The sequence below is a fragment of the Sphingopyxis sp. YR583 genome (assembly GCF_900108295.1).
In the GTDB taxonomy this organism is placed as follows: Bacteria; Pseudomonadota; Alphaproteobacteria; order Sphingomonadales; family Sphingomonadaceae; genus Sphingopyxis.
Window position 1 is genome coordinate 252,485 of sequence record NZ_FNWK01000003.1, and the last position, 24,404, is coordinate 276,888.

18 protein-coding genes are annotated in these 24,404 nt (G+C 65.4%); 9 read left to right on the forward strand and 9 right to left on the reverse strand.

The window, feature by feature from the left end; genetic code table 11:
• The first annotated feature begins 155 nt into the window (after nt 1-155).
• Together BLW56_RS16770 and BLW56_RS16775 are read left to right on the forward strand one after the other, a co-directional pair.
• Complete coding sequence (locus tag BLW56_RS16770; protein WP_093511864.1) at nt 156-2,474, forward strand: TonB-dependent receptor; 2,319 nt, start codon at nt 156-158, stop codon at nt 2,472-2,474.
• 213 nt (nt 2,475-2,687) lie between these two features.
• Nucleotides 2,688-4,697, forward strand: coding sequence for an alpha-glucosidase (locus tag BLW56_RS16775; protein ID WP_093511866.1), 2,010 nt, complete (start codon nt 2,688-2,690; stop codon nt 4,695-4,697).
• On the opposite strand, the gene BLW56_RS16780 is transcribed toward BLW56_RS16775, so the two are convergent.
• Nucleotides 4,643-5,560, reverse strand: a complete 918-nt coding sequence (locus BLW56_RS16780; RefSeq protein WP_177176001.1) for a LysR family transcriptional regulator — start codon at nt 5,558-5,560, stop codon at nt 4,643-4,645. The genes BLW56_RS16775 and BLW56_RS16780 overlap by 55 nt on opposite strands.
• 65 nt (nt 5,561-5,625) lie before the next feature.
• Between BLW56_RS16780 and BLW56_RS16785 the strand changes: the two genes are divergently transcribed.
• Genes BLW56_RS16785 through BLW56_RS16795 form a run of 3 tightly spaced genes read left to right on the forward strand, consistent with a single transcriptional unit; the run spans nt 5,626 to nt 9,995 of the window.
• On the forward strand, nt 5,626-7,179 hold the full coding sequence (locus BLW56_RS16785) for a glycerol-3-phosphate dehydrogenase/oxidase (protein ID WP_093511870.1): 1,554 nt from the start codon (nt 5,626-5,628) through the stop codon (nt 7,177-7,179).
• Nucleotide 7,180: 1 nt separating this feature from the next.
• Nucleotides 7,181-8,584 carry an FAD-binding oxidoreductase gene (locus BLW56_RS16790; RefSeq protein ID WP_177176002.1) on the forward strand — a complete coding sequence of 468 codons (1,404 nt, stop codon included), beginning with the start codon at nt 7,181-7,183 and terminating at the stop codon, nt 8,582-8,584.
• Nucleotides 8,577-9,995: an FGGY family carbohydrate kinase gene (locus tag BLW56_RS16795; protein WP_093511873.1), complete on the forward strand. Its 1,419-nt coding sequence runs from the start codon at nt 8,577-8,579 to the stop codon at nt 9,993-9,995. Before BLW56_RS16790 ends, BLW56_RS16795 begins: the two co-directional genes overlap by 8 nt.
• 128 nt (nt 9,996-10,123) lie before the next feature.
• On the opposite strand, the gene BLW56_RS16800 is transcribed toward BLW56_RS16795, so the two are convergent.
• Nucleotides 10,124-10,960 (reverse strand): sugar phosphate isomerase/epimerase, encoded by an 837-nt coding sequence (locus BLW56_RS16800; protein WP_093511875.1) that lies wholly within the window; start codon nt 10,958-10,960, stop codon nt 10,124-10,126.
• A 165-nt stretch (nt 10,961-11,125) separates the two neighbouring features.
• Between BLW56_RS16800 and BLW56_RS16805 the strand changes: the two genes are divergently transcribed.
• Together BLW56_RS16805 and BLW56_RS16810 are read left to right on the forward strand one after the other, a co-directional pair.
• Nucleotides 11,126-12,463: a spinster family MFS transporter gene (locus tag BLW56_RS16805; protein ID WP_093511877.1), complete on the forward strand. Its 1,338-nt coding sequence runs from the start codon at nt 11,126-11,128 to the stop codon at nt 12,461-12,463.
• Nucleotides 12,460-13,626: an iron-containing alcohol dehydrogenase gene (locus tag BLW56_RS16810; RefSeq protein ID WP_093511879.1), complete on the forward strand. Its 1,167-nt coding sequence runs from the start codon at nt 12,460-12,462 to the stop codon at nt 13,624-13,626. Before BLW56_RS16805 ends, BLW56_RS16810 begins: the two co-directional genes overlap by 4 nt.
• A 203-nt stretch (nt 13,627-13,829) precedes the next feature.
• On the opposite strand, the gene BLW56_RS16815 is transcribed toward BLW56_RS16810, so the two are convergent.
• The 5 genes from BLW56_RS16815 to BLW56_RS16835 all read right to left on the reverse strand — a co-directional run bounded on the left by BLW56_RS16815 (nt 13,830) and on the right by BLW56_RS16835 (nt 19,586).
• A complete protein-coding gene (locus tag BLW56_RS16815; RefSeq protein WP_093511881.1) occupies nt 13,830-14,897 on the reverse strand; it encodes an LLM class flavin-dependent oxidoreductase in 1,068 nt (355 codons plus the stop codon).
• The gene (locus tag BLW56_RS16820; protein WP_093512074.1) at nt 14,894-15,796 is read right to left on the reverse strand and encodes an aldo/keto reductase; all 903 of its coding nucleotides are present in this window, start codon (nt 15,794-15,796) and stop codon (nt 14,894-14,896) included. The genes BLW56_RS16815 and BLW56_RS16820 overlap by 4 nt, the downstream gene beginning before the upstream one ends.
• Nucleotides 15,797-15,853: 57 nt before the next feature.
• The gene (locus BLW56_RS16825) at nt 15,854-17,107 is read right to left on the reverse strand and encodes an MFS transporter (RefSeq protein WP_256203590.1); all 1,254 of its coding nucleotides are present in this window, start codon (nt 17,105-17,107) and stop codon (nt 15,854-15,856) included.
• A gap of 124 nt (nt 17,108-17,231) precedes the next feature.
• Nucleotides 17,232-18,413, reverse strand: coding sequence for a chromate efflux transporter (gene chrA, locus BLW56_RS16830; RefSeq protein WP_093512076.1), 1,182 nt, complete (start codon nt 18,411-18,413; stop codon nt 17,232-17,234).
• A gap of 168 nt (nt 18,414-18,581) precedes the next feature.
• A complete protein-coding gene (locus BLW56_RS16835; RefSeq protein ID WP_093511885.1) occupies nt 18,582-19,586 on the reverse strand; it encodes a LacI family DNA-binding transcriptional regulator in 1,005 nt (334 codons plus the stop codon).
• Between the two features lie 191 nt (nt 19,587-19,777).
• Here BLW56_RS16835 and BLW56_RS16840 point away from each other — a divergent pair, with 191 nt between their 5' ends.
• Nucleotides 19,778-20,845, forward strand: coding sequence for a YeiH family protein (locus BLW56_RS16840; protein ID WP_093511887.1), 1,068 nt, complete (start codon nt 19,778-19,780; stop codon nt 20,843-20,845).
• Here the strand turns inward: BLW56_RS16840 and BLW56_RS16845 are convergent.
• Nucleotides 20,842-21,684: an amidohydrolase family protein gene (locus BLW56_RS16845; protein ID WP_093511889.1), complete on the reverse strand. Its 843-nt coding sequence runs from the start codon at nt 21,682-21,684 to the stop codon at nt 20,842-20,844. The two genes, BLW56_RS16840 and BLW56_RS16845, sit on opposite strands and share 4 nt — an antisense overlap.
• 131 nt (nt 21,685-21,815) lie before the next feature.
• Nucleotides 21,816-22,694: a class I SAM-dependent methyltransferase gene (locus BLW56_RS16850; RefSeq protein ID WP_256203592.1), complete on the reverse strand. Its 879-nt coding sequence runs from the start codon at nt 22,692-22,694 to the stop codon at nt 21,816-21,818.
• Between the two features lie 82 nt (nt 22,695-22,776).
• Here BLW56_RS16850 and BLW56_RS16855 point away from each other — a divergent pair, with 82 nt between their 5' ends.
• The gene (locus tag BLW56_RS16855) at nt 22,777-24,387 is read left to right on the forward strand and encodes a winged helix-turn-helix domain-containing tetratricopeptide repeat protein (RefSeq protein WP_177176003.1); all 1,611 of its coding nucleotides are present in this window, start codon (nt 22,777-22,779) and stop codon (nt 24,385-24,387) included.
• Nucleotides 24,388-24,404: the final 17 nt, after the last annotated feature.

Genomic DNA, 24,404 nt, shown 5'->3' on the forward strand with positions numbered 1-24,404 from the left:
CGATTGGACTGATATGATTTACGCGCGCATCCCTATGCGTGGCGAGTTGGCCCTTGGGCCGACCGGATGATTCTCGGCCGATTTTCGCGGCCGCGCCACGGTTCCAAGGTCCAGGCGAACGCATGATCCGCCGGACGCGAGTGGGGAGGTTTTCGATGAAGACGACGAAGTTCAAGCTGGCTCTGGCGCTTTCGACCACGATGGCGATGGCGCTGATCGCCGCCCCCGCCGCAGCGCAAGACGCCCCGGCCGAAGCCGACGCACCGTTCGCATCGACCGACATCATCGTCACCGCGCAGAAGCGCGAACAGAATTTGCAGGACGTGCCGGTCGCGATCTCGGTCGTGTCGGGCGAGCAGCTCGAACGGTCGAACGTCAATTCGGCCGAGCAGCTTTTCCAGCGCGTCCCCACGCTGACCTTCCGCAAGGGCAACACCAACAAGGATTCGGCGCTGTCGATCCGCGGCGTCGGCACGATCAGCTTCTCGTCGGGCGTCGAGCCGTCGGTTTCGACCGTCATCGACGGCGTCGTCTATGCGCGCACCGGCCAGCAGACGTCGGATTTCCTCGACGTCGAGCGCATCGAAGTGCTGCGCGGTCCGCAGGGCAGCCTGTTCGGCAAGAATGCCAGCGCCGGCGTGATCAACATCGTGTCGCGTGAGCCCAGCAACGAGCTGGGCGGATACATCGACGCCGCCTGGTATGAGGGCAATGAATATCGCATCCGCGGCAGCATCGGCGGCCCGCTGGGCGACGGCATCCGCGCGTCGCTGACCGGTTTCTGGTCGCAGTATGACGGCAACGCCCGCAACGTGTTCAACAACCACAAGGTCAACGGGTACGAACATTGGGGCGTGCGCGGCAAGGTGATCGCCGAGCCGACAGACAATCTGAAAATTACGCTGATCGCCGATTATTCGAAGAACAGCGACAATGGTTTCGCCGACAGCATCGGCACCGTCTTCTCGTCGGCGTTCAACAATGCGGTGTTCATCCCGAGCCTCGCGCCGCTGACGCTCGACGGCAAGAACAAGGATATCGACAACGACCTCGATCCGTACACCAAGGACAAGAATAGCGGCGTGTCGGGGCAAATCGACCTCGATCTGGGCGGGGTCACGCTGACCTCGATCACCGCATATCGTCACTGGTATAACTTCCAGCAGCGCGACGGCGATTTCCGGTCGGATGCACCGCGTTACGTAAACACCGGCACCGCGACGGGCGACGTCCGTTCGCACGATCGTGGCGACCTGAAGTTCGACCAGTTCACGCAGGAGCTGCGCATCGCGTCGGCCAATCCGCAATTCTTCGAATATGTTGCGGGGCTTTATTATTATCACACGAAGGAAGTCGATTTCTTCAACCGGACGGTTACGAGCTGCACCGCATCGACGCTGCCGACCGTCGGCGGGCTGACGCCATGCGCCGCCGGATCGTCGACCTATCTGACCAACGAGGGCAACGCCGATTTCACGACCAAGCTCACCAGCTATTCGGCGTTCGGCCAAGCGACGCTGAACTTTACCGATGCGTTCCGCGGCATCGTCGGCCTGCGCCATACCAATGACAAGGTCAGCTATGACTTTGCCCGCCGCTCGACTTCGCTCGCCGCCTTCTCCGGCGTGAACCCGGCCTTCGCCTCGGCCGGGTCGATCAAGGACACTGGCTGGTCGGGCAATGCCGGCCTGCAATATGACCTGACCGACGATATCGTCAGCTATGCGACCTATACCCGCGGTTACAAGGGTCCGGCGCTCAACGTGTTTTTCAACATGCTGGCGCGCGATACCGGCCGCATCGATCCCGAAAAGTCCGATGCCTATGAAGTCGGCCTGAAGACCCGGCTGTTCGATCGCCGCCTGACGCTGAACATCGCGGGCTTCTATGCGAAGTACGACAATTATCAGGCGAACTTCCTCGATCTCGTCGCCGGGCAGGTCGTAACCCGCCTGACCAATGCGGGCACGGTGTCGACGCGCGGCATCGAAATGGATTTCAACGCCGCGATCACCGACGATTTCTCGCTGTCGGGCGGCTTCAACTACACCGACGCGCATATCAACAAGTTCATCTGTCCGTCGGGCGCGGCGGTCACCTGCGCCGATGCGATCAACGGCAAGCCGCTGCCCTTTGCCCCGAAATATAAGGGCACGGTGACGATGGACTGGCGCCTGCCGCTGAACATCGACGGCTTCAACGTCGATCTGAACAGCTCGCTCGTCTATCAGAGCCGCACCCAGTTCGACATCAACCAGAACCCCAATGCGTTCCAGAGCGCCTATGCGATCTGGGATGCCGGGATCAAGGTGAGCACCGACGACGACAAATACAGCCTGTCGTTCATCGTCAAGAACCTGACCGACAAGCAGTTCGTGATCCAGCGCATCCCGAACGGCACGTCGTTCATGCGCCAGATCACCCCGCGCGATGCCGAGCGTTATTTCGGCGTCACCGCACGGATGAATTTCTGACGACCCCCCTGCCCCGCCGCGTCCGTCCACGATGCGGCGGGGACTCCCGCTTCCTCCCTGTCGCGCAGCGATGGGGAGGTGGCAGCGGCCTTGGCCGCTGACGGATGGGCGATTGCGCAACGTCGCGGCCCCTCCACCATCCTACGGATGGTCCCCCTCCCCATCGCTTCGCGACAAGGAGGATATTATGAAGGCTTGGAAAGGATCCTCCCCATGGCGCTTGATGCGCGCGACACCGGCTTTGCACTCCGCCTCGGCGGGCAGGTGATCCTCTCGCATCAGGGCGGCGCGCCCTGTTTCTTTGTCGGGCGCGGCGAAGCGCATGTTCATTCGAAGCTTGGGCATTTCGATGTGTCGCAGACGGTGATCGAGCGTATTGCGCTGGGGCATGTCGAGGTCGATGGACCGGTCATACGATTTGCCGAGGCCGCGGGTTCGCCCTGGCTGCTCGAAGCGCGCATCGCGGGCGACGGCGACGATGCGACGATCGCGTTGACGGCGCTCGATCCGGCGCTCAACCGATTGTGGCTGCGCATTCCCGCCGACGCGGGCGAGCATGTGTGGGGCGGCGGCGAGCAATTCTCCTATTTCGACCTGCGCGGGCGGCATGTCCCTTTGTGGTCGAGCGAGCCGGGTGTTGGCCGCGATCCGTCGTCGGAGCTGTTCCGGCAGGTCGAGGCGCACCGCAAGGGCGGCGGCGGCAGCCCGACGCACACCAATTACCCGCAGCCGACGTTCGTGAGTTCGCGGCGGTACGCGCTGCATGTCGACAGCTTTGCCTATTCGGCGTTCGATTTCCGCGACGAGGGTTATCACGAGGTCGAGGTGTGGGAGATTCCCGCGAAGATCGAGCTGTGGGCGCGGCCGCGCTTTGCCGAGCTGGTGTCGGCGCTGTCGGCGCGCTTCGGGCGCCAGCCGCCGCTGCCCGAATGGCTGCTGAAGGGCGCGGTCATTGGCCTGAAGGATGGCGACAACAGTTTTGCGCGGCTCAAGGCCTATGAGGAGGCCGGGGTCGCGGTGTCGGGACTGTGGTGCGAGGACTGGGTCGGGCTTCGGATCACCAGTTTCGGCAATCGGTTGTTCTGGGACTGGCAGTGGAATGCGGAGCGCTATCCCGAATTGCCGGCGCGGATCGCGGAATTGCGCGAGCGCGGGATCCGGTTCCTTGGTTATGTGAACCCGTATCTAGCGGTCGATGGTCCGCTCTATGCCGAGGCCGCGGCGCAGGGGTTTATGGTGATGCGTCCCGACAAGGACGAGCCCTATATAATTGACTTTGGCGAGTTCGATTGCGGACATGTCGATTTCACCAATCCGGCGGCCGCAGCGTGGTTCGCCGACACGATCATCGGCGAGAAGATGATCGATTTCGGGCTGTCGGGCTGGATGGCAGACTTTGGCGAGTATCTGCCCGTCGATGTGCGGCTGGCAAATGGCGAGAGCGGGATGACCGCGCATAATCGCTGGCCGGCGCTGTGGGGCGAAGTGAATGCCAAGGGCATCGCCATGCGCGGGCAGACCGGCGAGATGATGGTGTTCATGCGCTCGGGCGCGACCGGCGTTCAGGGGCATTGCCCGATGCTGTGGGCGGGCGACCAGTCGGTCGATTTCAGCCGCCACGACGGGATCGGGACGGTGATATGCGCCGCGCTGTCGGCGGGGATGCTGGGCAACGCGCATCATCACAGCGATTGCGGCGGCTATACCAGCCTGTTCGAAACGACGCGCGATGCCGAACTGGCGATGCGCTGGGCCGAGATGTCGGCGTTTACGTCGATGATCCGCACGCATGAGGGCAACCGGCCGCGGCAGAATGTGCAATATGACGATGACGCCGAACTGCTCGCACATTTTGCGAAGATGACGCGGATTTATGCGCATCTGGCGCCGTATATCCGGCGGCTGTCGAAGGAGGCTTCGGAGACGGGGTTGCCGGTGCAGCGGCCGCTGTTCCTGCATTTCGAGGACGATCTCGAAACCTATGCGATCCAGACGTCGTATCTGCTCGGGCCCGATCTGCTTGTCGCGCCGGTGATCGCGACGGGGAAGAGCGAGTGGACGACCTATCTGCCCGCCGGGGCCGACTGGGTGCATGTCTGGTCGGGGCAGAGCTATGCGGGCGGGAGCGATGTGACGGTCGCGGCGCCGTTCGGGGAGCCGCCGGTGTTTTACCGTGCGGGGTCGGCGGATAGCGCGCTGTTCGACGGGATCGTCTCGGCCTGAGCCACCTCCTTCAGCACATCGACGAACGCGGCGACGAGCGCGCTGCGGCTGCGGTTGCGGAGGAGATGAATGGCATCGCGGGTGACTTCGGATGGCGGCAGCGCGATCATCGCGAGGCCGCTACGGATCGCGAGGCGCTGCGGCACGACGGTGATCGCGCGGCCGCTGCGTGCCATGTCGAGGCAGGCGGCGGTGGAATCGAGCTCATAATCGGGGAATTGCCCCGCGGCGACGCGGGCGCGGAGGGCGCGGGGGAAGTTACTGCCCGGTGCAGGACGCGGGAGCGCCCAGGGGAAGTCAGCGCTGTCGCCCGCCCCTTTCGCGAGCGGATGATCGAGGGCGCAGACGAGCATCAAAGGTTCGGGCGGGAGCGGAATGCAGAGCACCTCGTCGGCGTGGCCCGAGGATGCGAATTTGGCGCGGTTGCAGACGACGAGGTCGAGGCGGCGGTCGACGAGGGTTTCAAGCAATTGCTCGGACGGGCCGCCGGTGACGGTGACGCGCACGCCTGGGTGGCTTTCTGCAAAGCGCACGATTGCGTCGGTGAGCAAGGGCTGCAGCGGATAGGGACCGCTGCCGACCGCGACGGTGCCGCCGCTCGGCTGGCCGAGGCCGCGCGCTTCCTGTTCGAGGTTCGCCGAGGCAGCGATGACGTCGCGCGCCGAGCGGATCAGGCGGTCGGCGTCGCTGGTCGGTCGGACATAGTGGGTGGTGCGGTCGAAGAGCGTGGCGCCCAGTTCTTCCTCGAGCTTCTGGATCGAGCGGGTCAGCGCCGACTGCGTGAGGCCGAGTTCGTCGGCGGCGCGCGCGTAGCTGGCGAGACGGTAGAGCGTGTCGAAATGGCGGAGGCGGCGGAGGTTCATGGCGCGCACCATATCATTCCTGTTTTGCAATACCAATAGCACCGTGATGCGCATAGCGTGAGGATATGAGCAGCACCCAACTCGATGCGCGGCGGCGTGTGCAGGTCTTTGCCGAACTGGAATCGCGGACGTTCGACCTCGCGGTGATCGGCGGCGGGATCACCGGCGCGGGGATCGCGCGCGATGCGGCGATGCGCGGGCTGTCGGTCGCGCTGGTCGAGGCGCGCGACTATGCGAGCGGCACGAGCAGTCGAAGCTCGAAGATGATCCATGGCGGGCTGCGCTATCTGGCGCAGGGCGACATTGCGCTGGTCAAGGAAGCGGCGTCGGAGCGGCAGATCCTGCGGCGGATCGCCCCGCACCTGACGCGGCTGTCGCCCTTCCTGATCCCGACGACGAACATGGCGATGACCGCGAAGCTGCGGACGGGGCTGTGGACGTTCGAGAAGCTCGGCAGCGTGCCCGAGGCCGAAAAGCATGAGGTGATCGGGCTGGCCGAACTGCAGCGGCGCGAGCCGTTGATGCGCACCGATAAGCTCAACGGCGCGGTGCTGTATCCCGAATTCCTGACCGACGATGCGCGGCTGGTGCTCGCGAATATCCGCAGCGCGCAGGGTGCGGGCGCGGTGGTCGTGAGCCATGCGGCGGCGTCCGAGCTAACGGGTGACGGGCTGGTTGCGACGTCGACGCTCGACGACGGGCTGGGCGCGCGGATCAAGGCGAAGCTGGTCGTCAACGCCGCGGGCGCGTGGGTCGATCAGGTGCGCGGGCTCGAAGCGGGCGAAGGCGACGCACGCATGTCGCTGAGCCGCGGCATCCATCTGGTGCTGCCGCGCGTGCGGTTGACGATCAATTCCACGATCATCATCCGCGCGCCCGACAAGCGCAGCATCTTCGCGGTGCCGCGCGGGGCATTCACCTATATCGGCACGACCGACGTGTTCCATGACGGCGCCGATTACTGGCCCGCACCGACGCGAGGCGACATCGACTATCTGCTGCGCGCGACCGAGGCGGCGCTGGCGATCGATCCGATCCGCGATGCCGAGATCGCCTCGCTCTGGTCGGGGGTGCGGCCGCTGATCGCGCAGCCGGGGAAGAAGGCGAACGAGGTATCGCGCAAGGACGAGATCTGGACCTCGCCCAGCGGGCTGGTGTCGATCGCGGGGGGCAAGCTCAGCGCCTATCGCGCGATGGCCGAGCGTGTCGTCGATCTGGTGGTCGAGCGGTTGGGCGCGACCGCTCTGCCTTGTTCGACCGCCGATGCGCCGCTGCCGGGCGGCTTTCGCGAGTTGCGGCTGGCCGGACTCGATCCGTTGGCGGCCGAGCGGCTGGCGGGGCTGTACGGCGACGAGGCGAACGAGATCGTGATCGCGGGCGGCGATGTCGCTGCCGAGGCGGCGCGCGCGGTGACGCACGAAGGCGCATCGACGCTGGAGGATTATTGGGTGCGGCGGAGTGCGCGCGCGTGGTTCGACGACGGTGCGGGCCTCGCGGCGCTGGCGCCTGCCGCCAATGTGATGGGCGCGCTGCTCGGGTGGGATGACGCCATGAAGGCGGACCAGATCGCGCATTGCCGCCGGATCAACGATGAGAGCCGCAGGCTTTTGGGAGAGTGAAATGAGTTCGATTGCCGAAGCCCTTGCCAGCCTTATCGGCGCCGACCGCGTCGCGAGCGATGCCGATGCGCTCAATGCGCGGCGTTACGACCAATGGGCGGTCAAGCATTTGCGCGACTGGCGCGGCGAAGCGGTGCCCGCGCCGGGGTGCGTCGTGCGGCCGCAGTTGGTCGAGGATGTCCAGAAGGTCGTGCGCTTCGCTGCAGAGATGCGCGTGCCGCTGATCCCCTATGGCCTTGGCAGCGGGGTGTGCGGCGGGATCCAGCCGACGCCAGACTCGATCCTGCTCGACATGAGTTCGATGAACCGCGTCCGTTACATCGACAGCGACGATTTGCTCGCGAGCTTCGATGCGGGGCTGAACGGCATGGCGGCCGAGGAAGCCGTCGCGGCGCACGGGCTGACGATCGGCCACTGGCCGCAGTCGATCGCGATCAGCAGCGTCGGCGGCTGGGTCGCAACGCGCGCGTCGGGGCAGTTCTCGACCGCTTATGGCAATATCGAGGACATCATCCATTCGATCGAGGCGGTGCTGCCGAACGGCGAACTGGTGACGCTGGGCAAGGCGGTGCGCGCCGCTGCCGGACCCGACCTCCGCCACTTGCTGATGGGCGCCGAAGGGACGATGGGCGTCATCACCGGGGTGACCTTTTCGCTGCGCGCGAAGGCGCCGCACCGGGATTACAGCATCTTTTACGCGAACGACATGCGCGCCGGGTTCGAGGCGCAGCGGCAGATTATCCGCGCCGACTGGCGGCCGCCGGTGATGCGCCAGTATGACGGGCGCGAGGTACGGCGGCTGTTCCGCGACTATGAACGCGATGGCAAGGCGATGCTGCTAATGGTCCATGAGGGGCCGAAATCTCGCGTCGATGCCGAACTGGCGGCGATGCACGAGATTTGCGCCAGCGCGGGCCTCGAAGCGGGCGATCCGATGGCGGCCAAGCAGTGGATCGAAAAGCGCAACCATGTGCCGAGCTGGCGCGACATGTTCGAGCGCGGCTATGTCGCCGACACGGTCGAGATTTCGGGGCGCTGGAGCGAAATAGGCGCGATCTATGACGACAGCATTGCGGCGCTCAACGCGATCCCCGGCGTGATCAACGCGTCGGCGCACAGCAGCCATGTCTATCGGTCGGGCATCAACCTCTATTTCAGCTTCGCCGCGACCTTCGAGGATAGCGCGAAGATGGAGCCCGCCTATTTCGCCGGCTGGCGCGCGATCATGGAGGCGACCGCGAAACATGGCGGCGGGGTTGCGCACCATCATGGCGCGGGGCGGCTGAGGAAGCCGTATCTGCACCATGATCTGGGCGAGAGCGGCGTTGCGTTGCTGCGGCAATTGAAGAATTGTCTCGATCCGGAGGGGATCATGAATCCGGGCAATCTGATACCCGATGCCTGAGCTTCTGCTCGCACTCGATGCGGGCACGACGGGCGCGCGCGCGATGCTGGTCGATCCGGCGGGCACCGTGCTGGGCGTCGACAAAAGGCCGATCGCGAGCCGCTTCCCCGGGCCCGGGATGGTCGAGCAGGATGCCGCCGAGGTCGGGGCCATCTGCCGCGCGGTGATCGATGGCGCGCTAGCGGCGGCGGGGCGCAGCATCGCCGATGTCGCCGCGATCGGGGTGACGACGCAGCGCGCGAGTATCGTGCTATGGGATCGCGCCACCGGCGAGCCGGTCGCGCCGATGCTGGTGTGGAGCGATCTGCGCGGGATGGAGGAATATAAGGCCCTGCGCGCGGCGGGTTTCACCGGCTGGCCGCAGGTGCCGTCGGCGAAGCTGCCTGCTGCGATTGCGCTGTCGGGGCGCGATCCGGCGGCGCTGCAATGGGGGACGCTCGATAGCTGGCTGATCTATAAGCTGAGCGGCGCGCATGTCACCGACGCCTCGGCGGCTTGGCTGACGGGCTATTATGATTATGCGAACGGCGCCGGATGGGATGCGGCGCTACTCGCGCACCAGCGCCTGCCAGCGAGCATGTTTCCGGCGCAGGTCGAAAGCTGGGGTCCGATTGCGGAAAGCGATCCCGCCGTGCTTGGCGTACACGTTCCGATCACCGCGCTGATCGCCGATCAGGAGGCTGCGATGGTCGCGCATGGTGCGCTGGGACGCGGCGACTGGAAAGCGACCTATGGCACGTCGGGCGTACTGATGGCCGGAACCGGCGAGACGCCCGAGACGATCCACAGCAGCATGCCCGCCGAGGCACTAGCTTTCGCCGGCGGGAAGCCGCGTTTCTGCGTCGAGGGGATGGTGATCACGACCGGGTCGATGATTGAATGGCTGTGCGGCGGGCTCGGCCTGTTCGCATCGCCCGCGGCGCTCGAAGCGGCGGCGGCTTCGGTCGGGGATGCGGGGAATGTGGTGGTACGGCCGTCGCTGGCGGGCATGGGCGCGCCGCACGGGAAATTCGAGGCGCGCGGACTGATCGCGGGGCTGAGCTTTGCCGACGGGCCGGGACAGGTCGCCCGCGCGGCGTTGCAAGGCATCGCGTTCCGTTTTCGCGAGATTGCCGAGGTGATCGCGGCGTCGCTGCCGGTGCCCGAGGCGCTGCCCGTCGCGGGCGGGCTGTCGGCTAGCGATACGCTGATGCAGTTGCAGGCCGACGCTTTGCAACGGCCGGTACGGCGGCACGCGGTGCGCGAGGCGAGCGCCTATGGCGCGGCGCTGGCGGCGGGGATGGGCGCAGGGCTGTTCGGTGAGAGCGATTTGAAGCGGCTCGCGCGGTACGATGCCGAATTTCTGCCGAGGGTGTCGCGCGACGAAGCCGATGCGGCGTTTGCGCGCTGGCGGGATGCGGTGGCGGTATGACTCAGCCCCATATTCCGTTTGTCCTGAGCTTGTCGAAGGACCGCCCTTCTTCCTTTCACCGACGGGAAAAGAAAGAACGGCCCTTCGACAAGCTCAGGGCGAACGGGATTTGGGTGACGCGGAAAGTGTCAGGCCCCGCTCACCTCGCGCCACAGACCGCGAACGATATCGCGCATGCGCTGCGCTTCATCCCAGCGGTTCGTGAGTTCGCTGCCGTCGGGCGCGGTGATCGCATAGGGCGGCGGGCCGAGTTCGCACATGAAGGTCAGCGCGTCATCGCCCCGCGCCTGTTCGAGCCAGAGTTCGAAGCCGCGACGCCACCACGCGATATGCTGGTCGAGCCAGGCCTGATGCTGCGGCGCGTCGAGCGCAACCTGGACCTGATGCGTTGTCGAGACGCGGCCGTGGAAATTATGGCTGCCCTGCAGGATCGTCTCGATCGCCGCCAGTTGGTCGTCGCGGAGCGGCAGTTCCATCTCGCCCGCGACGGGATAATGCGAGAGATCGGCGGTGAGCGGCAGGCCGGGGCGTTCCTCGAGCAATTGCAGCGTGAAAAGCAGGTCGTTGGTGAGGCGGCCGCGGTGAGTTTCGAACCACACGGGGAGCGGCGCATCCTTCGCCGCGGCGATCAGGCTGTCGATCAGGCGCAGCGCGGCGCGGAAGTCGGCGGTCGGGCCGGCGATCTGGACGTTGAGGTGATGCGCGCCGAGGCGGTGCGCTTCGCCGATCCAGTGGCGGAGCTGGTCGGCGTCATGGATGAGCACCTGTCCTTCCCATGCGAGGCCGAGCGGGTTCATGACGCGCGCGACGCCGTCGGTGCGCGCGGTGCGTGCGAGGTTGACGCCAACGCCGTCGAACCCGGCGGCGACGACCTCGTTCAGCGCCTCGTCGAGGCGATTTTCGATGTCGAAACCGGGGCATTTGTCGAGGCCCCAGACCGATTGAAGAACGAGCAATTCGGGCATTGGCTTCCTTTTCAGACAACGCTGTCATATCTTGTTGGGTGTCGGAGTCAACGATCCTGTCGTCATGCGGGACTTGATCCGGCATCCATGAATGCAGGCGTTGGGAGAATGGACCCCGGATCAAGTCCGGGGTGACGAAAGAAGAGAAAATGATGAGAGGATGAGATGATAAGCGAAGCCCCCACCCTGCCCGCCGCAGCGCCCTTGTCGCCCGCGTACCGCCGCTATGCGCTGACGGTATTGCTGATCATCTATATCCTCAATTTCCTCGACCGGCAGATCGTCTCGATCCTTGCCGAGCCGATCAAGAATGAGCTGCACCTCGCCGACTGGCAGCTCGGCGTGATGACAGGGCTCGCCTTTGCGCTTTTCTATACGGTGCTCGGCATCCCGATCGCGCGCTTTGCCGAAACGGGCGACCGGCCAAGGATCATCGCGGTCGCCGCGGGACTGTGGAGCGTGTTCACCGTTGCGTGCGGCTTTGCGCAGAATTTCGTCCAGCTCGTACTCTGCCGGATCGGCGTCGGGATTGGCGAAGCGGGGTGTACGCCGCCGGCGCATTCGCTGATCACCGACTATACGCCAAAGGAGAAGCGCGCCTCCGCCCTCGCCTTCTACTCGCTCGGAATTCCCCTGGGCGGGCTGCTTGGGCTCGCGATGGGTGGGCTGATCGCCGATGCTTATGGATGGCGGACGGCGTTCCTTGTCGCGGGCGCGCCAGGCGTGCTGATGGCGCTGATCGCGTGGGCGACGCTGAAGGAACCGCGGCGGCAGCAGATGAATGCCGACCTCGCGGCGCTAAAGGCCTCGCGGCCCGATTTCAGGACCGCGATGGCCGAGATCCGCAGCAAGCGCACCTTCTGGCTGATCGCCTTCGCCGCGGCGATCAAGGCGTTCATCGGCTATGGTGCCGCGGCCTTCCTCGCTCCCTTTTTCTTTCGCAACCATGCCGAGGAACTGACGGTGATCGCGGGCGATTTCGGGCTGGGGCTGACCGGGTTTCTCGGCGTTGCACTCGGCATCGTGCTCGGGCTGACCGGCGCGCTCGGGACGTGGATGGGCGGGCAGCTTGCCGACAAATATGGCGGGCGCGATTTGCGCGCCTATGTCGCGATCCCGGCGGTTTCGACCTTTCTCGGCATCCCCTTTTACATCGCGGGACTGATGGCGGATTCGGCGGTGTTCGCGCTGATCATGTTTGCCTTTCCGCCTATCCTCAACACGCTCTGGTACGGGCCGGGCTTCGCCGCGGTGCAGGGGCTGGTGCAGCCGCAGACGCGCGCGACGGCGGTGGCGGTGCTGCTGTTCATCATCAACCTGCTGGGCCTCGGATTAGGCCCACTCGGCGTCGGCGCGGTCAGCGATTTCCTCTCGGGCCCGATGGAGCTAGGATCGGCGGAGGGCGTGCGCTGGTCGCTGATGATCTTCATCCTGTTCGGCGCGCTCGCCTCGGCGCTGTTCTGGATGGCGCGCAAAACGATCCGTGAGGAGATGGTCAGTTGAGTATCGCGAGTATCGCCCTGCCCCGTATCTTCCGCATCGGCGGCGGGGCGTCGAAGCAATTGCCCGAGGTGCTGGAGTCGCTGGGGCTGTCGCGGCCGCTGATCGTGACCGATGGCTGGCTGGTGAGCAGCGGGCGGGTGGTGGAATTGGTCGATGGGCTGGCGGCGGCTGGGATTTCTGCGCGGGTGTTCTCGGATACAGTGCCCGATCCGACGGTGGCTTCGGTCGATGCGGGCGTGGCATTTCTGCTCGACGGTGAGCATGATTGCGTCGTCGGCTTCGGCGGCGGCAGCCCGCTCGACAGCGCCAAGGCGATTGCCCTGCTCGGCAAACACGGCGGGGCGATGGCGGATTACAAGGCGCCGCATGTGCAGGACGCGCCGGGCCTGCCGGTGATCGCGATCCCGACGACCGCGGGCACGGGGTCGGAGGCAACGCGCTTCACGATCATCACCGACGAGACGACCGACGAAAAGATGCTGTGCCCCGGGCTCGCCTATCTGCCGATCGCGGCGCTGGTCGATTACGAGCTGACCTTCACCAAGCCCAAAAGGCTGACCGCCGACACCGGCATCGACTCGCTGGTCCATGCGATCGAGGCCTATGTGTCGAAGCGCGCCAACCCGTTCAGCGATGGCATGGCACTGCTCGCGATGCGCGCGCTCGCGCCGAATTTGCGCCGCGTGTGCAGCGACCCGATGGACGCCGCGGCGCGCGAGGCGATGATGCTGGGCGCGACGCAGGCGGGGATCGCTTTCTCGAACAGTTCGGTCGCGCTGGTGCACGGGATGAGCCGGCCGATCGGCGCGCATTTCCATGTGCCGCATGGGCTGTCGAATGCGATGCTGCTCCCCGCGGTGACGGCATGGTCGGCGCCCGCGGCGCTGCATCGTTATGCCGATTGCGCACGCGCAATGGGAGTGGCGGACGAAGCCGAGGGCGATCAGGCGGCGGTGGCACGGTTGCTCGACGAGCTGGCGGCATTGAACCGCGAGCTCGAGGTGCCGGGACCGGCGGCATGGGGCATAGACGCGGCGCGCTGGGATGCGCTGGTGCCGACGATGTGCGCGCAGGCGGCGGCGTCGGGATCGCCCGCGAACAATCCGCGGGTGCCGGATGCGGAGGAGATGGCGGCACTTTATGCCGCGGTTTGGGCGGGATAACACCTTCGGTTAATCGACGGGCAAGGCGCGCTCTGCTTTAGCGCGCTCGCCCCGTCTCCCTCTCTCCTACGTCTCATCGAGGAGGCGGGGCATCCCCAAATCGTCATTGCGAGCGCAGCGAAGCAATCTCCAGCTATCGAACCTGCGCAAGGCCGATGGCAGGAGATTGCCGCGTCGCGTCGCTCCTCGCAATGACGGGTAGCTCAGAGTTCCAGCGGCCCGTGCTTCATCTTCGGCAGCACATGGCGCGCGAAGAGGTCGGCTTCGGCGGCGTGCGGGTAGCCCGAGAGGATGAAGGCTTCGATGCCCATGTCCTGATAGCGGGCAAGCTTCGCGAGCACCTGATCGGGGTCGCCGACGATCGCGGCGCCGCAGCCCGAGCGGGCGCGGCCGACGCCGGTCCACAGATTGTCCTCGACATAGCCGTCGTCGGACGCGGCTTCGCGCAAGGCAACCTGTGCGTTGACGCCGAACGATTGCGAGTCGAGCGACTTCGCCTTGATCTCGGCGCCCTTCGCGGCGTCGAGCTTCGAGAGCAGGCGGTCGGCGGCGGTGCGCGCTTCGCTTTCGGTGTCGCGCACGATCATATGCGCGCGATAGCCGAATTTGAGGGTGCGGCCGTATGCGGCGGCGCGCTGGGCCATGTCGGCGATGATCTCCTTCACCACCTCTTCGCGGTCGGGCCACATCAGGAAGACGTCGCAGCCCTTGGCGGCGGCGTCGCGCGCGGCCGGGGAAAGCCCGCCGAAGTAGAGCGGCGGCGCCTTGCCCGACACGGTCCCGACGCGCGCGGGTGCGACCTGCAGCTTCCAGAACTCGCCGTCATGGTCGAGTTCCTCGCCATTGAGCAGGGTCTTCAGGATATGCATCGCCTCGACCGTGCGGCGGTAGCGCGGTTCGGAGTCCATCGCCTCGCCGGGCATGTCCGAGGAGATGATGTTGACCGTCAGGCGGCCGCCGAGGATCTGGTCGATCGTCGCGATCTGGCGCGCGAGCTGCGGCGGCCAGCTTTCGCCGATGCGCACCGCCATCAGCAGACGGATGCGCTTCACCATCGTCGCGATCGCCGCGGCGAAGGCGGTGGTGTCGATGCCGAGCGCATAGCCCGAGGGGAGCAGGATATTGTCGAAACCCTGACTGTCGGCCTGCATCACGATGTCGCGGCAATGCTCCCAGCTCGATTTGAGCATCGGGTCGGGAACGCCTAGGAATTCATAGTCGTCGTCGCAGAGCGCCGAAAACCAGCTAACCTCGCACGAGCGGTCGGTCATGGCAGATTCTCCCCCATCGATGTTTGCAGCACCGCATACCATTCGGCGCGCGTCCAGCGCGGGGCGAAGGCCTGCGGAATTTCGCGGATACGTTCGACATTCTGCGTGCCGACGATCGGGATCGGGCGCGCGGGATGCGCCATCACCCAGCTGTAGGTCGCGGCGGCGCGCGAGACGCCATATTCGGCGGCCTTCGCGTCGAGCAGTCCGGCGACTGCGCGCGTGCGCTCGTCGGCCGGATCGCCGAGCCGGCCGCCACCGAGCGGCGACCAGGCGAGGAAGGACATGCCCTCGGCCATCGACTGGTCGAAGATACCGTCGAAGAGCGGGTTCAGGTGAAGCGGCGAAAATTCGCTCTGATGGCTGACCACCGGAACGGACAGGAATTTGGCGAGTGCCGCCGCCTGCGAGGGCGTGAAGTTCGAGACGCCAATCGCACCGATCTTGCCCGCGCGGTGCGCATCCTCGAGCGTGCGCGCGATTTCCTGCGGATGGGTGAGCAGGTCGGGACGGTGGATCTGCCACAGTTCGACATGGTCGGCGCGCAGGCGTTTCAGCGAAATGTCGATCGCCGACGTCAGATAGGCCGCGCTGCTGTCGTAAGGCACGCCGAGGATGATCCCGCCCTTGGTGGCAAGGACCATCTTGTCACGCAGGCCCGGAGCTTCGGCGAACACCTCGCCTAGCAAAGCCTCGGCGGAGCCGAAACCGCCGGGGGTGTCGCAGCCGTAGATGTCGGCGGTGTCGAACAGCGTGACGCCGGTTTCGAACGCGGCGTCGATCCGCGCGCGCGCCGTAGCCACGTCAACGCCGGCGAAGCGCCACATGCCCCAGGCGATGGGTGAAACCTCATGGCCGGCGATGGTCACATTGGCGGGAGCGGGAAGAAAATCTGACATCGCTGTCATATACTCCATAATTCAGGTCGAGGGAAGCGGCTTTGTTCGGATGGCGTGTCAGTGGGCGAGGATCGGACCGGCCTCGCCGTCCTCCTCCTCATCGACCGCGACGATGCGCGGCAGGATGAGGTGGATCGCGGCGAGCGCGACGAGATAGGTTCCGGCGCAGACGAGGAACATCGGCAGATAGCCCCTGCCCGTGTCGAGCGACCAGCCCGCGAACTCGATCATCGCCATGCCCGACAGATTGCCGGCAAAGGCGCCGATGCCGATCGCCGAGCCGACGATGCGCGCTGGGAAGACGTCGGTGGTGAGGCCGAAGAGATTGGTCGAAAAGCCCTGGTGCGCGAAGAGCGCGAGGCCGAGGATCATGGCCGCGACCCATGCGCTATCGACCCCGACGAGCAAGGGCACGGGCAGGATCAGCAGCGCATAGATGAGCATCGTCGTCTTGCGCGCGGCGTTCACGCTCCAGCCGCGGCGACCCATCAGATAGGACGGGAGAAAACCACCGGTGATGCCGCCGAGCGCGGCCATGAAATAGACGAAGGCGACCGGGAGACCGAGCGTGCCCTGCGTCAGCCCGAAGACGCGGTGAAACAGGTCGGGCATGAAGAATAGCAGGAACCACCACACCTGATCGGTGAGCGCCTTGCCGAGGATGACGGCCCACTGGCGACGATCGCGGAGCAGGCTGGACCATGCGATTTTCGGCGCGGCGGCGTCGCGCGCGGCGTTGGGCTGTTCGGGAATGCGGACGGCGAGCCAGACGACGACCCAGACGAGCCCGAGCCCGCCCGCGATCAGGAAGGTCGCCTGCCAGCCCCACATCATCGCCATCAAGGGAATGAGCAAGGGCGTCAGGATCGCGCCGACGTTCGGCGCGATCCCGCCGAGGCCAAGGACGAAACTTCGTTCCTTGGCGTTGAAATAGGTCGCCGCAGTCTTCACCGCGGCGGGGGTGCCGATCGATTCCGCGGCGCCGAGCACGGCGCGCGAGGCGACGAAGCCCGATACGGTGGTCGCAAAGGCGTGCGCCATGCCCGCAAGGCTCCACACGCCGACGCCGATCGCGAAGCCCCAGCGCAGCCCGACGCGGTCGATGAACCAGCCGGTGCCGAGAAATGCGAGCGCGGCGGCGAACTGGAAGGCCGAGGCCATGTGGCTGTAATCGCGGTCGGTCCAGTCGAATTCGGCCTGCAAGGTCGGCTTCAGCAGCGCGAGGATCTGGCGGTCGACATAGTTGAGGACGATCGCGATGAAGACGAGCCCCACCACAAGCCAACGGCGTTTATCGGCGATTTGCGCCAAGATCGTCTCTCCCCGAATCTGTCGTTGCCGGATAAGATAACGTTGTCATACTGGAAAGGACAGACGTTTTTTCATTACGGCGGGAATGGGGTGGGAAGCGTTCATCATTGCAATGATGCTTCAGTCAGAAATCCAACATCCACCCCGCCAATCCTCCCGCGAGAACGAGCGCTGGAGCGACCAGCTTTCCTTTCCAGCGCCAAACTATCGGAAGGGCGACCAAAAACAGGAGAACAGACACAAGGAGATTTGTCGAACGCCCTGCGGTAGACCAGCCGAGTTGCAACAGCGTCGCCGCAATCACCCCAACGACCGCCGCAGCTACTCCGGCCAACACACGATGCAGCGCGGGGTGCTCAACAACCGCCTCCAGCTGTTCGAAGAAGATCATCGAGAAAGCAAAGGCAGGCAGAAACATGCCCACCGTGATGGCGAGGGCACCCGGAAATCCCGCCGAGACATAGCCGACAAAAGTCGCGAAGATAACGAGCGGCGCGGGCAGCATCCCCGCAAATGCGACTCCGTCCAGAAAGCTCGCGTCGCTGATCCAGCCCCGGCCCACCGTGTCAGATCGCACGTAAGGGATCGCGGTGTAGGCACCGCCGAAGGTTAGGAGACCACCCTTCAATCCGGCGACGAACAGAGCAACTACCCCCACCTCGCTCGGCACACCAGCTACGGCGATCGGCGGTTCGGTTCCTAGCACAGCGAAGCCCACCAGGATCGCTGCGGCCGATAGGCCGGCCGCAATGATCGGCCGCTCCGCAAATGTGTAAATCAGTCCCGATGCGATCAAGGGTATCCAGAACGGCACACCCGCCAATGTCGCGGCGAGGGCGGCCCCGGCAAATAGCCACAGCAGCCAATCTTCGAGAATGTGCGTTCCGATCCGTTGCACCGCGCGCGCAATGATCGCCAGCACGACCACCTGCACACCAAGGAAAACTGACGCCAGTGCGGAGTTGCCGACGATCCAGGCGCTATAGACCCAAGCCGCCGCCAGCATCAGCAAGAAGCCCGGCAACATGAAACCGAGCCCGGCGATCAATCCTCCGATCCGCCCGCGGGCAAGCATCCCCAAATGAACACAAAGTTCGTGAGCTTCTGGTCCGGGCAAAATTTGCATGACGGCAAGCAAGCGGTTGAACCGCGCCGGTGAAATCCAACGCTCTTCCTCAACGAGAGCCTGCTTGACCATGGCGATTTGCGCGACCGGGCCACCGAAAGCGAGGAAGCCGAAGCGCAAGAAGCGAAGAAAAAGTTGAAACAATGAGATACTGGGCGGAGAATAGATATCGGTTGTCATTGCAAGCACGCTCCCTGCCGCAGGCGCGGCTTATGGAGCGGAACTTGGGCGAGGCTTCGCCTGAACGGGCGTCCGCATTGCCCGCGTCCTCTGTCTACCGAGGTCATATGAAAAAGGAAGATAGACTTTATTTCAACGCGGCGTTGGAATGACCACAATCGATCGTTTTCAGCCTTTCGGCGCCGCTGTCGAACCGCGCACGACCAGCTTGTGCGGCAATTGCCGGCGCTCGATCGTCTCGCCGAATTCGAGCAGCAGGTCGGCGGCGGCATAGCCCAAGTCGCGGATCGGTTGGTGGATCGTGGTGAGCGACGGCCAGACGACCTGTGCAAGATCGGTGTCGTCGAAGCCCGCGACCGAGAGCTGGTCGGGCACCGCGACGCCCAAGCGGTGCGCGGCAGCGAGGACGCCTGCGGCCATATCGTCGCTGCTCGCGAAGATCGCGGTCGGCGGCTGGTCGAGCGCCAGCAAGGCTTCGGCAGCAGCAGTGCCCGACTGGAAATCGAACTGGCCCGGAAAGACCAGCGCCGCATCGAAGCCGATGCCCGCGCGCTGGAGCGCCTGCCGGTAGCCGGTCAGCCGCTGGCCGCTCGCGAAATAATTGCCGTGGCCGGTGACGAAACCGATGCGGCGATGCCCGAGCGAGATCAGATAGGCCGTCATGTCGTCGGCGGCCTGCACATTGTCGATATAAACCGCCGATGTCGCCGTCAGATCGGTACCCGGCTGGACGCGCACGACGGGAATCTTGCGTCGGAACAGCTCGGCAAGTGCGGTGCCGACGTCGGTGACGGGCGGCGTCATGATGATGCCGTCGAGCTGCGCCTGATCGATCAGCGCCCCGATATCGTCGACGAGACCGGGCGAGTTGATGTCGCACGGCTGGACGATCATGCGGAAATCGGCCTCGCGGCACCGCTGTCCGACCCCCGCCTGCATGTTGAAGATATAATAGGGGCTGGGGTTGTCGTGGATCAGCCCGATCTGGAAAGAGCGCTTTCCGGCGAGTGTCCGCGCCGCCTGACTGGGGTGATAGTTGAGGCGCGCGACCGCTTCCTCGACCTTTTGCCGCATGTCGTCGCTGACATAGCGTTCCTTGTTGAGCACGCGCGACACCGTCTTGATCGACACGCCCGCGACGCGCGAGACGTCCTTGATCGTCGCCCGGGTCATGCGCGCTTGCGCTCCGTCCCCGGCTGGCAAATCGCTATCACGGCTCCGCATCTCCCCGTTCGGCCTGTTGACCATCGTTGTCTGCTTTGGCGCGTCGCGCCGCCCACCGCAAGAGAAGCCTTGCGCCGCCACCCGGCATCACGATATGACGCGACCTTATGACAACGCTGGACAGAAATGACTTAACCTCGATGCGCCATGCGCATTGGAACAATCTGCCGAGCGGCGGTGACCTGTTCGGCGAATTGCATCTGGCGCAGACCGTCGCAGGTGCGGCGCCGAAGGGCAGCTTCTTTCCCGGCCTCGCGGCCTGCGCCGCGGCGTCGGCCGCCGCCGCGTGGCTGTCCGATCATTATGGCTTTCCGATCATCCTTCTCGGGCTGCTCGTCGGACTCGCGCTCAATTTCATTTCGGCGAACGAGGCCACGCACCGTGGGCTGGACTTCGCGTCGCGCACCTTCCTGCGCATCGGCATCGTCGTGCTGGGGCTACAGGTCACCTTCATGCAGATCGCGGTGCTTGGGCCGGTGCCCTTTGCAGCGCTGATCATCATCATGACATTGACGATGGGGGCCGGATTCCTGGGGGCACGCCTGTCGGGACAGACGCCTTATTCGGGCCTGCTCGCCGGCGGCGCGACGGCGATCTGCGGCGCGAGCGCGGCGCTGGCGCTATATGGGGTGATCGGGCGGCAGCGATTGTCGCAGGCGCAGTTCGCGCTGACATTGGTCGGCGTCTCGCTCGCGAGCGCGCTCGCGATGACGATTTATCCGTTGCTTGCCAGCAAGTTCGGCCTTTCCGATGCGCAGGCGGGCTTCCTGATCGGCGCATCGGTCCACGACGTCGCGCAGGCGATCGGCGGCGGCTATGCCTTTTCCGACGCCGCGGGTGCGAGCGCGACGATCGTCAAACTCGCGCGTGTTGCGATGCTGGCGCCGGTGGTTGCGCTTGTCGGCCTGTTGCTGAAGCCCGAGGACGACGGCGATACGCAAATCTGGCGCCGCCTCGCCCTGCCTTGGTTTATCGTCGCCTTTTTCGCGGTGGTCGCCCTCAACAGCGCCGTCGCGATCCCCGAAGGCGTGCGCGGGGCGGCGCTGACCGCGTCGAAGGCACTGTTGCTGCTCGCGGTCACCGCGACCGCGATGCGCACCCGGCTCGACCTGCTGCTCGAAATGGGCTGGCGCGCAACCGTCCCCGTGCTGCTCGCGTCGCTGACGAGTTTTGCCGTGTCGCTGCTCTTCGCGCTGGCAATCGTCTAGAGACCGAGCAGCTTCCGCGCATTGCCCGAACGGATCTTCGCGCGTTCCTCGTCGGTCAGGTCGAGCTTGGCAAAAGCTTCGAGCGTCTTCGGCAACGAGATCTGCGGGAAGTCCGACGCGATCAGCACATGGTCGACGCCGACGTTGCGGATCGTCCAGACATATTCGGCCTCGATCGGCGAGTCCGCAGCGAGGATCACGCTCGCCGAAATATCGAAATAGATATTGTCGGCGACAAGATTTTCGGCGGTGCGCGCGAGCGCGAGGATGTTCCAGAAGCGGAAGCCGAGGCCGCCCATATGGCCGAAAATGAACTTCGTCTTCGGCGCCGCGAGCGCAAGATTGAAGAGCTTCTCATTGTCGTCGGGTACGATGCCGGCATTGTCCATCACGACGACCATGCCCTTGTCGCCCGCGCGTTTGACCAGCGCGAGCACGCGCGGATCGGCGGCGTCGAATTTCTGGGTGTGCGGGTGGATCTTGAGCAGCTTGACGCCGCGCGCGGCGACGCGATCGATCTCGGCCAGCGCGGCCTCGCCGTCATAGGGGTGGACCGTGGCAATCGCGATCATGCCCGGGGTTTTCGCAGCGAGCGCAATCAGTTCGTCGTTGCGTTTGGCGATATCGGAGGGGTTGCCGACGAGCGCCTGGTTCGGGCCGCCGAACCACATCGCACCGAACGCGTCGACCGATTGCCCCGACGCCTTGAGCTGCGCCCGATATTCGGCCACCGACGCCTCACCCTTATGCAGATGGACATGGGTGTCGATGACGGCCTCCTGCGCAAAAACAGGCGTAGCAGGCGCCAGCAGGGCGATCGAGAGCAGCAGGGTTCGCATGAAAGCTCCGGAGAGAGAAAGACTGGATGCGCCGACCTGCCACAAAGCCGGCGCCCGGCCAATTCCCACAAGCCAATGCCGCCCCCGCCGGGAGAATGCGGGGGCGGCATCGGCCTGCGCCTGCGGGACGCTTATTTGCGGACTATGACCTTGAGATAGGTCGCCGGGATTTCGGTGCGATCGGCACCGCCGCGATTTTCGCGTTCGAACAATTGCTCAAGCTCGGTCTGAAGCTCGGCGCGGCGGCCGCTTGCCTCGGCGGCAGCGAAGGCGTTCATCGTCGGACCGTAATAGTCGCGGAAGATCGCGAGAAATTCGCGCGGGCTTCTGGCGTAGCGGAAGGTGTAGGTCGCACGTTCGCAGCTGATCCGGTCGTCTGCGACACCCGCGGCGCCGAAGCGTTCGCGCACCGCTTCCTCCTGCCCCCAGGTCACCGGGCTGATGAAGCCTTCGGGCGGCGGCGGGGTGTAAGCGGCGCAAATCTTGAGCACCTGCGCAATGAGGGTCGGATCGCCGGGAATCCAGTTGCCCATTACGATGCGCCCGCCGGGGCGTGTCACGCGGACCATTTCGGCGGCGGTGTCGAGCGGCCGCGGCGCGAACATCGCGCCGAAGATGGTGACGACCAGATCGAAGCTGTCGTCGGCCAGCGCATCGAGATGCGAGGCGTCGCCTTCCTCGAAACGCAGGTTCGAGAGGCCGGCTTCACGCGCGCGGACATTGCCGGCGACGACGAGGTTCGATGCGATGTCGACGCCGAGCACCGCCGCGCCGCGGTACGCCGACGGCAGCGCGGTGGTGCCGTCGCCGCAGCCGAGGTCGAGCACGTCGAGCCCGGCGTGGACGCCGAGACTGTCGATCAGTTCGTCACCGCTTTCGCGCATGCAGGCGGCGAGACGGGTAAAATCCCCCTTCTCCCAAAGAGCCTTGTTCGGGTTGGCGGGGGTTGATAGATTTTCGGTCTGCGGCGCGGCGGGGGGCGCGGCCGCTTTGGTGGTTGCAAGCGTCACTATAGTCTCCTTGATCCGAACCGGGGGGTGGTTCGATGGGGACACCGAATAAGCTTTCCGTGGTCCCATGCTTGAAGACGGCATGGAGAATTTATGGAGAAATGCCGCTTTGTCCTTTGGCGCGTCCCTGATCTATCGCTTCGAAGGCTTCGAGCTCGACCCCGGCAAGTTCGAGTTGCGCGAACTGGGTGAGGCAAAGCATCTGGAGCCGCAGGTGCTGTCGCTGCTGATCCTGCTCGCGAGCAACGCCGATCGCCTCGTCAGCAAGGACGAGATCATCGAAAAGATCTGGGGCGGGCGGATCGTGTCCGAAGCTGCGGTGGCGTCGCGCGTCAAGGCGGCGCGGCAGGCGCTGGGCGATGACGGCAAGGAACAACGCTTCATCCGCACCGTCCATGGCAAAGGGTTCCGGTTCGGCGCGCAGGTCACATTCGATCAGATGCATGAGCCCGCGCGGGTCTTCGCTACCGTCTCGGCCGAAGCGACTCCCCAAATTACGGCGGCAGAGGAGCGGCCGTCGATCGCGGTCCTGCCCTTTCACCTTGTCGGCGGCCCCGGCCCGTTGTCGATCGTCGCCGACGCGCTCGCCGACGAGTTGATCGGCGACCTTTCGCGGCTACGCTGGCTGCTCGTGATCGCGCGCACCTCGACCTTCCGGTTTCGCGGGCAGGACATCGGATGCGAGCAGGTCGGGGCCGCGCTGAATGTCCGCTATTGCCTGACCGGGACGCTCGAGGAAGCGCGCGGCAAGGTCATGCTGGCGGTCACGCTCGCGCGGACATGCGACGGCGCGGTGGTGTGGGCCGACCGGTTCACCGCCGGCGGCGACGAATTGCACGAATTGCGCTGCGAAGTGCTCGACGCCGTGGTCGCCAATCTGGAGACGCGGATCATCCAGAATGAGGTCGAGCGCGCGCGCCGGATGCCCGCGGGCGGGCTGGATGCCTGGTCCTCCTATCACCTCGGGCTCGACCATATGTTCCGGTTCAACCGGTCGGACAATGCGCGCGCGGCGTCGCTGTTCGCGCAGGCGCTGGCGCGCGATCCCAATTTCTCTCGCGCGCTGTCGGGCCTGTCCTTCACGCGCTTTCAGGATTGCTTCCTGCAATATTCGCCCGACTCCGACGCAATGGCCGAGCAGGCACGCGCGTTCGCCGAACGTGCGGTGCAGGTCGATCCGCTCGATCCCTTCGCGCATCTCAACCTCGGCCGGTCCTTGTGGTTCGCCGACGCGGTGCCCGAAAGCATGGAGCGGCTGTCGGCGGCGATTACGCTCAGCCCCAATTATGCGCAGGCGATCTATTCGAAGGCGTGGGCCGAGATGACGCAGTGCGACGTCGGGCATAGCGACGAAAATGCGCGATTGGCCCTCCGCCTGAGCCCGCTCGACCCGCTACGCTATGCCATGCTGGGGGTACGGTCGGTCAGCGCGCTGATGCGCGGCGACCACCAGAGCGCGCTCGAATGGGGCGAGCGTGCAGCGCAGTCGCCGGGAGCGCACAAGCATATCGCGGTGATCGCGGCAATTGCGGCGGAAGCCGCGGGCCATCACGAACGCGCGGCACAGTGGATCGCGCGCGCGCGGCAACTCGACCCGCAGGTGTCGCAGGCGACCTTCCTGCGATCCTTCCCTTTCGCCGCGACGACCGGGCGCGAGGTGATCGAACGGACGCTGCAAGCAACGGGGCTCTGACACCGTCAGAACCCCGC